At 49.8% G+C, this 12,422-nt stretch carries 9 protein-coding genes; 6 read left to right on the plus strand and 3 right to left on the minus strand.

The features are described from left to right. Nucleotides 1-16 precede the first annotated feature (16 nt). The gene (locus ASG81_RS24200; protein WP_056640415.1) at nt 17-2,317 is read right to left on the minus strand and encodes a helix-turn-helix domain-containing protein; all 2,301 of its coding nucleotides are present in this window, start codon (nt 2,315-2,317) and stop codon (nt 17-19) included. A 150-nt stretch (nt 2,318-2,467) separates the two neighbouring features. Here ASG81_RS24200 and ASG81_RS24205 point away from each other — a divergent pair, with 150 nt between their 5' ends. The 6 genes from ASG81_RS24205 (at nt 2,468) to ASG81_RS24230 (ending at nt 10,053) form a co-directional block, all read left to right on the plus strand. Beyond that, nucleotides 2,468-3,754: an alpha-L-fucosidase gene (locus ASG81_RS24205; protein ID WP_056640418.1), complete on the plus strand. Its 1,287-nt coding sequence runs from the start codon at nt 2,468-2,470 to the stop codon at nt 3,752-3,754. A gap of 112 nt (nt 3,755-3,866) precedes the next feature. After that, entirely contained in the window at nt 3,867-4,892 is a 1,026-nt protein-coding gene (locus ASG81_RS24210) for a carbohydrate-binding family 9-like protein (protein WP_056640420.1), read from the plus strand. Nucleotides 4,893-4,898: 6 nt separating this feature from the next. After that, on the plus strand, nt 4,899-7,544 hold the full coding sequence (locus ASG81_RS24215; RefSeq protein ID WP_056640424.1) for a transglutaminase domain-containing protein: 2,646 nt from the start codon (nt 4,899-4,901) through the stop codon (nt 7,542-7,544). Then, complete coding sequence (locus ASG81_RS24220) at nt 7,541-8,578, plus strand: glycoside hydrolase family 18 protein (protein ID WP_056640428.1); 1,038 nt, start codon at nt 7,541-7,543, stop codon at nt 8,576-8,578. The genes ASG81_RS24215 and ASG81_RS24220 overlap by 4 nt, the downstream gene beginning before the upstream one ends. Nucleotides 8,579-8,915: 337 nt before the next feature. Continuing rightward, the gene (locus ASG81_RS24225) at nt 8,916-9,215 is read left to right on the plus strand and encodes a hypothetical protein (protein WP_056640431.1); all 300 of its coding nucleotides are present in this window, start codon (nt 8,916-8,918) and stop codon (nt 9,213-9,215) included. A gap of 13 nt (nt 9,216-9,228) precedes the next feature. Then, complete coding sequence (locus ASG81_RS24230) at nt 9,229-10,053, plus strand: hypothetical protein (RefSeq protein WP_056640434.1); 825 nt, start codon at nt 9,229-9,231, stop codon at nt 10,051-10,053. Nucleotides 10,054-10,133: 80 nt separating this feature from the next. Here the strand turns inward: ASG81_RS24230 and ASG81_RS24235 are convergent, their stop codons facing one another. Both ASG81_RS24235 and ASG81_RS24245 read right to left on the minus strand, forming a co-directional pair. Then, nucleotides 10,134-10,679, minus strand: a complete 546-nt coding sequence (locus tag ASG81_RS24235) for a hypothetical protein (protein ID WP_056640437.1) — start codon at nt 10,677-10,679, stop codon at nt 10,134-10,136. Between the two features lie 717 nt (nt 10,680-11,396). Beyond that, nucleotides 11,397-12,350, minus strand: coding sequence for an ATP-dependent DNA ligase (locus tag ASG81_RS24245; RefSeq protein WP_056640443.1), 954 nt, complete (start codon nt 12,348-12,350; stop codon nt 11,397-11,399). Between the last annotated feature and the right edge of the window lie 72 nt (nt 12,351-12,422).

The following is a 12,422-nucleotide window of genomic DNA, read 5'->3' on the forward strand; positions in this document are numbered from 1 at the left end:
TTTTGTCCATCTTCTGTTATTCGTCATCCGGATCGGACACGGACCCGGCCTGCTCGTTCTCTCCGTACAGCTTGCGGTATTGACCGGGCGTATAGCCGGTTTCCTTCTTGAACTTCCGGATAAAGTTAGGCGTATCCAGATAACCGACCTGGATAATGATGTCTTTTAGCGGAGCGTTCGTCGTTTTTAATTGGCGCATAACCTCGTCCAGCCTTTTTTGCCAAATATACTGGATGAAGTTGAAGCCCATCTTTTCCTTGAATGACCGGCTGACATGCGAAGGCGAAATAGCAAACTCGAAAGCTATCGTCTCCAGACTGAGCGTATGGTCCATGTAATGATCGTCGATATAGGACACAATCCGGTCGATCTGAGATTGCTCTTCTTTCTGATTGTTGCGCTCCACTTGATTGCAGATTCGGGAGGCGAGATTCAGGAAGCCGCTCTCCAGTTCATCCAATGAATGGGTATATATCATATTCGGGGCAATTTCCTGTATCAAATTATGAATACCGAGCTCGGATGCCGTTTTCAGCATCGTATTTAGAATGTCAAAGCATATACAGCGTTTGAGCAGCGCAGAGAGCTCGGATGATTGCAGGCTGCGGAGTGACTGACTGATCATTTGTGCAGCTACGTCATAGCTTCCCAGCTTCAGACTTTGAGAGAGCTTCATCAGCGAATTGTTCGGGATCCAGAACGTGTGATCCGGCGTATAGTGCAGCTTCTCGAAATAAGTGACGGTGCCAAGGCCGCTGGATGCCCGCAGTTCGAATGCGGAGCAAGCTTCGATAAATGATTGATTCAGCTGATCCGGATTGGAATAACAGGTTCCTACGCCAATCGCGGGAGTGACATCGAATGTCTCCAGCAGGCTGCTGTGCACCGCTTCGACAATATGGCGAATAGGCGTGAATTCCTGCTCCGCTTGATTCATATTGAAGCTGATAATAAGCGCCAGCTGATCCAGTTGAGGAAGCTCTACGCCATAGGCATGAGCAGCCAGTTCCGGGAATTCGATCTGGGCAAGCAGCCCGATCATTTCCTGCCGCTCCTGCCGCTCGTTCTGCGTATCCTCTATTTCGCCCCAGCCGATCACGATAACAAAGTGATGAGTCCGGTTGAAATGTAGATCGAAGGCTTCCTGAAGCTCCGGCGTAAGACTTTGCGCATTCCCGTATTTGAGCAGCATGGACAGAAAATGATTGCGGGCGTATGGCTCTTGGAGGTCCACACGCGAGCTGTATTCCTGCAGCGCTGTCCGGATTCGGTCAAGCTCGTTGCCGGTTGCGGCCGATTCGTCCGCCGGACGGTTCGGCTTGGATTTGGAATTTGCAAACTCCAAAAGCGTAGAGATCGGCTGGTATTGCATTCTGGCAAGCACGAGAGCAATCGCGGCTCCAACTAAAACGACGATGATGAACAGCATGACGATGAAGCTGCGAACATGCACGACGCTGCTGAAAAATTGCGAGCTCGGCATGACGGTGACATATGTCCACCCGTTATTCTCCGACGTTACGGATACGATCGAGTGCGGCTTGCCATCTAAAATTTTATCGTGAATGCCGGGAGAGAGACCGAACAAGGATTTGGCCTCCTCATTCGTTAAGGCTTCGCCTTGCCGGTTGTCTACAAGAATTTGGCCCTTGTTATCAAGAATATAAGTCAAGCCTTGATAATTGCCCAGAACCGAATCGATTAAACTCGTAAGCTCGGATTCCTTGATCAGATACATGACCGTTCCGTGCGGGTTAGGGCTGAATGGTGTGATGGGAACAAGATACGCAAGCATCGAATCCTGCAGATAAGAATTACGGATGACGGTATCGGCCGGACGCATCGTTGGAAACTTGACATTGTTTAAATCCTGGAAAATGGTTTCTTTATTCCAGCTTTGGAAGCTGAAGGTGTCCGTGAATACGTCGAGGCTCGACAGCCCTTTCGCAGAGTAAATTTTCTCATCCTTGTGAAGATACAAGAACATTTCGCCAATGATAGAGCTTGTCGCCTTATACTGATCCAGCGCTTGAATGGCTTCCCCGCTGTAGTAAGGATCATGTATCCGATAGGGAGTGAGCCTCTTGTCATAAGATACGCGGGATGCAATTTCGCCGAGCTCTTTCATCCTGCCGTCGATAATTACTTTGGTTTGCGTTAATTGATTGAGACGGGATTGTTCAATTTCGGAACGGAGATTGGTGACGGCGTTTTGGTAGATAAATAGAGTCATCAGCACTAAAGGGATTAGTAAAATGAACAAGTAAGACCAGATGTATTTTAAAAATAGTTTGGATTTAAAGTAGTTCCATTTCATTAATTCTGCCTCCTGTTATCTACCAACCCGTTTAGTTGATTCTTATCATACCAACAAATTTACAATTTGGACATAGAGAGGTACAAGACCAAAAATGTTCAGATAGCGGTAGATCTATTCCGGATCAAGGAACTGAGAGGGGAAATAAATATGCAAATATGGTTCGAGGAAGCTAAGCTCGGAATATTTATTCATTATGGCATTTATGCCGTGGATGGTGTTGCCGAGTCGTGGTCGTTCTATAACGGGAGAATGTCCTACGAGGAGTACATGAAACAATTGGAGGGCTTCACGGCAGCGAAATTCGATGCGGACAAATGGGTGGATCTGATCGAGCAGTCAGGGGCAAAATACGCCGTTCTTACGACGAAGCATCATGACGGGGTAGCCCTGTGGGATACAAAGTACAGCGACTTAAACGTTGTGAAGAAGACGCCGGCAGAGCGGGATCTAATTAAAGAATATGCGGAAGCCGTTACAGAAAGAGGAATTCGCCTCGGGATGTACTATTCATTAATTGACTGGTCTCATCCCGATTATCCAAGTGTTTATGAAGGCGGTAAGGTGCCGGATGATTTGAGCAAAGTGAACAGATTTTCAAGCCCTGCGGACGGCATTCAGGATGAGGAGAAATGGAAAAGGTTTCTGCTGTTTAACAACAATCAGCTGCGGGAGATTCTAGAAAACTATGGGAAGGTTGATCTGCTCTGGTTCGACGGAGATTGGGAGAGAAGCGCCGAGCAGTGGAATTTGCCCGCGTTCAAGCAGTACCTGCAATCCTTCAACCCGGATATTATTATCAACTCGCGTCTGCAGGGTCATGGGGATTACAAGACACCGGAGCAAGGGATTCCGATTACGCGTCCGGAGGGACCATGGGAGTTCTGCACCACCATTAACAGCTCTTGGGGTTATGTCGGGACGGATGACAAGTATAAGTCATTGAACCAGATTATCCGAATGTTCTGTGACTGCATTACCTTGGGAGGCAACATGCTGCTCGATATCGGGCCTATGGAAGACGGAACGATTGATAAGAGACAAGAAGACATTTTGCTAGGACTAGGCGAATGGATCCGCACGCATGAAGAAGCGGTGTTTGGGACAGAGGAAGGCATTATGACCCGTTATTATTTAGGAGGCAGCACCGTTTCGAAGGATAAAAAGACGTTGTACCTCTTTGTGTATGATGACCCGAAAGAGAATGTATGTCTGAAAGGATTATCCAATCCTGTTAAAAAAATTACGGTGCTGCATTCCGGCAAGGAGCTTACGCATGAAATTCACGGCGGAGTGCCGTGGTTCAACATTCCCGGAACGACATGGATTCATATGACACCGGAAGATACGCATAAGCAAGTGACCGTCCTTAAGCTGGAGTTTGACGAGGAGCTGGATATGTACGGAGGTTCCGGCGCTGTTGTCACACATAACTAGTAACCCGTTGCGGCCTCCCGCATCGCAATGGACAACTTGCGCCGCTTCTGGGGCGAATGTTCACTTTAAGCGAATTTTATTGAATAATGCAGTTATGACCGGAGGGGATAACATGAATTTAAGCGGAGTGCCGGAGCCGAAGCTCGAATATGCTCCCAAACATTATATATGCCGGCGCGCGACGGAGAAGCTTGTTCTCGATGGGCGGGTTGATAAGCCGTTCTGGGCAGCGGCGGATTGGACGGACGATTTCGTCGATATCGAAGGCGACCTTCGTCCGAAGCCCGCGAAGCAGACCCGCGTCAAAATGCTGTGGGACGAACATTATTTTTATTTTGCGGCGGAATTGATTGAGGATCAGATTTGGGCGACGTTGACGGAACGGGATTCTATTATTTTCTATGATAATGATTTTGAAATTTTTATCGATCCCGACGGAGATTCCCATCACTATTACGAGTTCGAAATCAATGCGCTGAACACCGTTTGGGATCTGCTGCTCATTAAACCCTACCGGGACGGAGGCCCTCCGGTTAACGGCTGGGATATTAGCGGGCTTCAGACGGAGGTGCATATCGACGGCGAGCTGAACCGGCCGGGCGCGGCGAATCGGAAGTGGAGCATGGAGGCGGCAATGCCGTGGAAGAGCCTGCGAGAGTGCGCGGCTGAGGGCCGTCCCCCGGCGAAGGGGGAGTTTTGGCGCGTTAATTTCTCGCGCGTCGAATGGCGGGTAGAGGTGCAGGGCGGCGAATACCGCAAGGTTATCAACCCGGATACGGGAAAATCATATCCGGAAGACAACTGGGTGTGGTCTCCGATGGGGCTGATCAATATGCATTATCCGGAGCTATGGGGCTATGTTGTGTTCGCTGATGAAGACGGCCCGGAATCGTTCGAGCAGCCGCCGGATGAACGCATAAAGTGGGAGCTGCGCAAGCTCTATTACCGTGAGCGCAATTTCTTCGCTAGTCACGGTGCATTTACCGGCGATGTGAAATTGTTAATGTATGATGACGAGCATTGGAGCATTACACCAGTGATTGAGACGACCCGCACCCTATTTCAAATTTCAGCGCCGTCATCGGATGGGAAGTCCAACTTCTGCATCAGAGAAGACGGGAAGCTATGGAAGGAGTGAATACGATTGACGATGCAAACTTCCGTATTCTCATTGGATCAGCGGGCGATGGAGCTTATCGAGCGCAAGTTCCGCAAGAAGCTGCTGATCGCCGAGGCTAGAGCGGACGAGCTGTTCGGCGTCTTTCAGCAGGAGCTGACCGAAGAAGAGACTTGGGCGCTCAAATTTTTATTCGCGTATATGCCGGTGAACGATTTGGCCGATTATGACGGAAATTTATTTTTAAGCCATGTGCGCCGGACGCTGGACATTCGGAGGCAGGTGCCTTGGGGTGAGCGTGTGCCCGATCACCTGTTTCTGCATTTTGTACTGCCATACCGGGTCAATACGGAGAATATCGAGGATTCCCGCGGCATTTTGTACAGCGAATTGGCAGACCGGACTAAGCATTTGCCGATGGCGGATGCGATTCTGGAGACGAACTACTGGTGTCATGAGAAGGCAGCCTACATTGGAAGCGATCTGCGGACGGTCTCGCCGCTGACGATGATCCGGAATGCGCGGGGGCGCTGCGGCGAGGAGTCGACGCTTACGGTTGCCGCGCTTCGGAGCATTGGGATTCCTGCCCGCCAAGTGTATACGCCGCGCTGGGCGCATTGTGACGATAATCACGCTTGGGTAGAAGCATGGGCCGACGGAGAGTGGTATTACATCGGCGCTTGCGAACCGGAACCGCTATTGAATCAAGGCTGGTTCAGTCCGCCTGCCCGGCGGGCGATGCTGATCAACACGCGGATTTCCGCGAATTACGAGGGACCAGAGGGCATCACGCTTGCCGAAGAATGGTTTACAGAAATCAATTTATTAGAAAGCTATGCGCCTACCCGGACCATTACCGTACTTGTGAAGGACGAGCAGGGCCGGCCGATTAGCGGTGCCAATGTTTATTTCGAGTTATACAATATGGCTGAATTGTACCCGATTGCTGTATTGCCGACAAACACGCAGGGCGAAGCCTCGTTCAAGACTGGACTCGGGGATATAGTGATCCGTGCAGTGAAGGATGGAAGATGGGGAGAAGACAAGATCAATGCTGCTCACGGCGAGCCCATCGAGCTTGTTCTGGATCAGGCGCAGCAGCCGGATGGAACGGCAGACTTTGACATGGTTCCTCCGCCGGAACGTAACGGAGAGGCTGCCGATCCGCTATCCGAGGAGAGGATTTTGCGGCATAACAGCCGTCTGGAGGAAGGTGCGAGGATTCGAAGCGGCTATGAACATACATTTCTGGACGAGGAGCATGCTTCGAAGCTTGCCGAAGCTGCCGGTCTTCCGGCGGAGAGGGTGTGGGAGGTGCTGCGCAAGGCGCGCGGGAACAGCCGCGAGATCGCCGCTTTCCTGCGGGAGCGCTCCTCCGAATATGGAGAGTGGCCGCTGCTGCTGCTGGAGAGCATGAACGAGAAGGATCTTGTCGATACATTCCGCCGTGCACTCGATGATCATCTGACCGGTTCCCTATCGCAGCGCGGAGAGCTTCCGCAGAATATATTCATCCGGTATATCCTTTGCCCTCGTATCTTATATGAGATGATCATGCCCTATAAGCGGTTGTTCCAGGATTCGTTCACCGAAGTGGAATCAACAGCGTTCCGGGAAGATCCTTCCGAGCTTGTCCGAAGATTGGATAGGGAGTGGGAGCTATGGGAGGACCTTCCTAACTTGAAGGGCAAGGGAAACCCGGCAGGCACCTTCAAAATCAAGAAGGGAGACCGGATCTCCCTGGATATCCTGTTCGTTGCGGTCTGCCGCAGCCTTGGCATTCCGGCACGGCTGCATCCGAGCGAGCAGAAGCCGCAATTTATGATGAACGGCAGCTGGCAGGATGCGTTATTCGCGCATGGAACGATGCCGCTGCAAACGGTGAAGAAAGATAACGGCTATTTGCGGCTTCTTCGGGATAACGAGCCTTCGGCTGAAGCTCCGGCTGCTTCGTACTCCGAAAATTTCACGATTGCCCGGCTGGAGAACGGAATTTATAAAACGCTGTTTTACCCTAGCGGAAAAACGGATGTATACGATGAATCGTTCGAGGTTGAAGAGGGGTCATACCGAATGACATCGGGCATACGTTTGAAGGACGGCACGGTACGGGTGCGCTTTTCTTATTTCACGGTGCGAGCCGGGGAACAAACGGATATTCCTCTCACATTCCGCGAGGCGCTGCTAGAAATTCCTGTGCTTGGGACCATGTACCGAAACCATGCTCTCACTCTGCTGGACGGCTCCAATAAGACGATTGGAGAGCTGATCGGCATGAGCGGGGCAATTGTAGCCTGGATGGAGCCGGAACGCGAGCCAACCAAGCATTTGATCCGTGAAATCAGCGAGCTTGCCGGGCCGTTCGATGAGATCGGAGCTCCGATCGTTCTCGTTGCCGGAGATTCCGAGTGGGCCTCGTCGTTCGATCCTTCCCGTTATCCGCAGCTGCCGGCATGCACCCTAATTGTTCGGGACTCCGCATACGCTGCGTTACCGGGCTTTATATCCCAGCCGCCTGCTAGCGAAGCGGGGTTCCCGCATCTCTTCGTGCTTGACGGCCAAGACCAAATTCGTTACACAGCATCAGGATACAAGATCGGAACAGGAAAGGAAGCTTTCCGGATTTTAACCGGGATATATCAGCATTTTGCAGAACGGAGTGGTATAGAATGACGAAGCGGAAATATATCGTGGCGGGCTACGCCGTCGATTCCAAGCTTCCTGACATAACGAGGGAAGATTTGTTGAAGTTAACTCATTTGAATGTAGCCTTTGGACATGTACGCGGCGATGAAATCGCCACGGATCATTTGAAGCATATGGATCTTCTTCAGAGCATTAAACGCGAGAATCCTGAGCTTACGATTCTATTGTCCGTCGGCGGCTGGAGCGCTGGCGGGTTCTCTGAAGCCGCATCTGCCGAAGAGGGAAGAAAACGTATGGCTGATTCGGCGGTTCGCGTATTAACCGACCTTCCTTTCGATGGAATCGACCTGGATTGGGAATACCCCTGCTATGGGGAAGCCGGCATTGCTTCAAGTCCTGAGGATAAGAGGAATTTCACCTTGCTTCTAAAGACCATGCGGGAAGCATTGGACCGCAAAGGCGCGCATGACGGCCGGCATTACTTGCTTACTATTGCAGCAGGGGCCGATCAATATTATGTAGACGGTACGGAAATGGATCAAGTCCAGCAGTACTTGGATTTTGTTCAATTGATGACCTATGATATGCGCGGAGGATTTCAAATTTTGACGGGACACCATACGAATCTGTATACACCGCCCGGAGATTTGTTCCGGATCAGTGTAGACGCCTCCGTTAACCTATTCATCCGTGCAGGCGTGCCGAAGGAGAAAATCGTTATCGGTGCGGCATTTTACTCCAGGATCTGGCATCAAGTTCCGGGCAATGGTAACGGGCTTCACCAAATGGCTGGAAGCACCGGCGGGTATGGACCGGATTTCACAGCTCTTGCAGCAGAATACATCGATAAGAACGATTATATCCGTTACTGGGACAGCGAAGCCAAAGCGCCGTACCTCTATAACGGAAACAGCTTTATATCCTATGACGATGAACAATCGCTGCAGCATAAATGCGACTACATTAAGCGCGGCGGACTGGCCGGCATGATGTTTTGGGAGTACAGCTGCGACGGGACGTACCGGCTGCTTGACGCGATTTATGAAGGAATCATGGAGTAAAAAGCTTTAATATAAACGTAAAACAGCTGTCTCAGAAGCGGTAAGCCCGATTGAGTGGCAGCACGCTATGAGGAAATGGCGGTGCAGGAGGATAGTCCTGTACCGCCATTATTTGATTTCGGCAGATAGCGCAGGGGTGAGGCACCGTTCCAGGTGCGGAGCGTTTACAAACAATGTATTATTCATATCCGCTAAACGTGTGGAACGAGCAAGCCTATTTTACGAAATACACTATCCTTTAACGCCGCAAGACATATCCTAATAGTAAGGAAGATACTACCGGATTGGGTGTGAATCGATGCAAGAGTTTCAAGGTTAAGGAGAGGACTGAATAACGATGGCATATGGACGCCGTTCATCACGAGCTAAAGTAAATATCAAAATAAACAACATCAACGTCACAACGATGAGTGGTTCCGCCTCCTTTAACGTTGGAGACTTCGCAGTCATTGACCCGATTAGCAGTCAAAATTCTGACAACGACACTTTCAACAGCAACAGCAACAACAACTTAAGTAAGACTACGACCACTCAGCATGGCGGAGCCGGTGCGTTCAATACCGGTAACAACAATAAGTTCAATACACCGTTTAACCGCATCAACGATCTTGGGAACGGCGGGAACGGGACTGTCTAGGAGGAAATTCAAATTGAACGACTACCAATACCCTTATGCCCGATATCCACATACCTGCACCTACCCTTCCACCTATCCGTGCGTTTACCCGAATCCAAACATGATACCCGCTTCCGGTGCGGCCATGCTCCAATCCATGCAGCATATGCAGTATGTTCAGCAGCAAACGCTGCAAGCCTTGCTCCATATGCAGCACCAGCTCGCCGATATGCAGTCCGCCGTGACGTACATGAGCCAGAACCGCCAGCCTTCCAATACGTACGTTCATAATGATTTTGAAAAATTTGAAATTATTCTCGATTCCATCGATGTGGAAACACTCAGCGGCTCCATGCAGATCGGCTTATTCAACGGCTCATCGCCTGCCGGCGCCATACCGCCAATTATAACATCGACCAATATAACGCCTCAGGGAAGTCAAGCCGGCGCTCAAGCTCCTGCTCTGCTTCCCGCTCCAGGCAGCGCTCCGATTACGGATATCACTCCGGCTCCGGAAGTATCGCCTGCTCCGGGCATAACTCCTGCTGCGGAAACAGGCCCCATTCCGGGTGAATCGTCGGTTCCGGGGGAAGAATTCTTTCTCGGCAGTCCCCTTCCCGGCAGCGGCATTCCGCAGGGGGTTAGCATCCCGCCCGGCCTTCCGCTTCCGCCCAGCATTTCGCTCGAAACGCCCCCTGTTTCTCCGGGACCCCAACCGGCATCCGTCATTATTCCGCCGGGAGCAACCTTCATTCCGCCCGGCATGACGCTGCCGCCCGGTTCGGTCGAAATCGCCCCGGGCATCGCCGTGCTGCCGCCGGGTACGATGCCGATTCCCGCCGGCTCAGAGGCCCGCTGACCGCCGCAGGAAACGGGAGAGCAAGCCAAGGAAGAGAAAAGACACGGAACAAGGCGCTTATGTTCGCCGGTTCCGTGTCCTTACTTCAAGGTCCGTTTAATCTCTTCCAGCCTTTGCTTCAAAAATTCCCGCTTTCTTTCCTTCAATTCTTCCTTTATCTGATGCAGCAGCTCCGCGTCTTCCTCTCTTCGCGGATTCATCACATGCGGCTGAGGCGGACCTGGATTGACAGGCTCCGCGGCAGCGGTATTTTTGATGTGGCTTTTGTACAGTTCAAGCGCCGGCCGTTTCATGAGATCGAGCTCCGCGAACGGACTGCCTTGCTCCTTCAAATCATTTTTCCAATATTGGTACGTCCGCTCGTACAAGCTCTTCACTTCACTTTCGTTTAGCCAGCCCTTTCTTTGCCATTCGTCAATCGTCTCGTTGATCAAATACTGCTGAACGGCAAGCTTAATCTCCACATTCATAATTTGATCCTCGATCGTTCCGATCACTTTCTCCATCGGAGCAGCGGTACCCGGATCGCCGCCTGTGCGTTTTATGTTCCGCTTGGAATAGACAGGCTTGCGTTTCTTGCTGGTGGCCTTTGTCTTATTCCGGCGTTTCGATTTATTCCTGCGCATTGATATCGCTCCTTCATGTGCATCATGCTGCCTGCTGCTCCATCATATGCCGGATGAAGAGCGACTCGTGACACGCATGTATACCGCCGGATCACATTAATGTCCGGCTACAGGGTGTCTTATTAATGTTAAATATGTTTGAGATTTGATTGACGCTTTGTTCTATATTGAGTGCAATATAGAACAAAGCGATAAATTGAAAATTTACCGTATTGACATTGGAAAGCTACAATGTGGTTCTCTTTTAACTATTAATAGGAAGAAAAAATGGAAAAAAATTTTTTATCAAATTGCGAAACAAGCCGTTTTCGGGGGCTGTCGTTATATGAGGACGGATAATGTCATTATTTAGCGGAAGGAATGCTGCGTTTAATGGACAAAGTGTTTTTCTGGAATCCCTCTATCGATGAATCAAGGACCATTATTCACATGCTAACTTAATTTAGAGCCTCGTTTCATGAACCGAAAGGGGGTGAAAAGCGCTGCTAAGCCATACCGCTATTAAATTCGAAACGCTAGTTAGCGGCAGCGGCCGCTTTCCTGGTCTAGGCCATGGCGTAGACGGCGTACCTGCAAATGAACGGGGCGATTTCCGAGGTCAAGGCGCAACGGATGGTACGTTCCCAGGCAAGGGACCGACCCATGACCATAGGCCATAGCTCATGGTATTTACGGATATTAAATCTGCGCCGCAAAAGCCAAGTTAGCTTACAATCACTACTGTCCCTTTAACTGGTCAACCGTACATTCGTTCCTATCCAAGTTAACAACTGCTTGAATGCTTGGGTGACGCATAGTCCCCCCAGGGGTAAACTCGAGGTATTCGACTTTGACTGTAAGTTCAGGCTTTACCCACCTAGCATCTTTGGACCTTTCTGGTTCATTAATGAAAGGCCTATGGGTTACTTGCATTTCCTTTATGTCTTCCGTTATTGTTGCCCAATCTCTTTGAGTTAATTTACCGGTACCCGCGTGGCCGATGTAAATCAATTCACGGTCATTTGTATAAATACCCAGCAATAGTGAGTTTACAATGTTATGTCTAAAAGTGACCCCGCCTACAACGGCGTATAGGTCCCTCAGTACCTTCTGTTTTCTCCAACGCCCGTCTTTTCCATTGATGCTATAAGTACTGTGAAGGTCCTTAAAAATGACACCTTCCATTTGATGTTGTTTCATCAGATCGAATAAGGCTTTTCCATCATCAAAGTTTTGCACGATTTGAAGGTTATTTTGCGGAATAATAATTTTCTCAAGTAATGCCTGCCGATCTTCTAATGATCTGCCTGTCACCCAATCCCCGTTATAAAATAATACGTCAAAGATCATATAGGTAACTGGAATTCTAGCTAAAGACTGCTTGATTTTTTGAGCTTGTTTTAAGCTGTCCCTTCTCATAACTTCATGAAACGAAGGTTTACTTTGATCAAATGCAATAATTTCTCCATCAAGTATAACAGAATGGGCTTTGCAGAATGCGCTTACGTCAAGAAGTTCGGGATACTGTAGAGTCCGTTCATTCATTCTCCGGTTGAACAGTTTTATTCCGTTACCATCAAAATAAAGTAATACTCGGACTCCATCCCATTTGATTTGCGTCACCCAGTTATTTCCCTTGGGGGGGATAGACGTACGAATAGGCTCAAATGGATAAATAGGTTTTAGTTCCATATAAAGCCTCCTAAAATTTTATAGCTCAAGTTTGCCCATATATAGGCTGCAGCATAACAAGAATCATTTCTG

Source organism: Paenibacillus sp. Soil522 (assembly GCF_001428245.1).
GTDB lineage: Bacteria > Bacillota > Bacilli > Paenibacillales > Paenibacillaceae > Pristimantibacillus.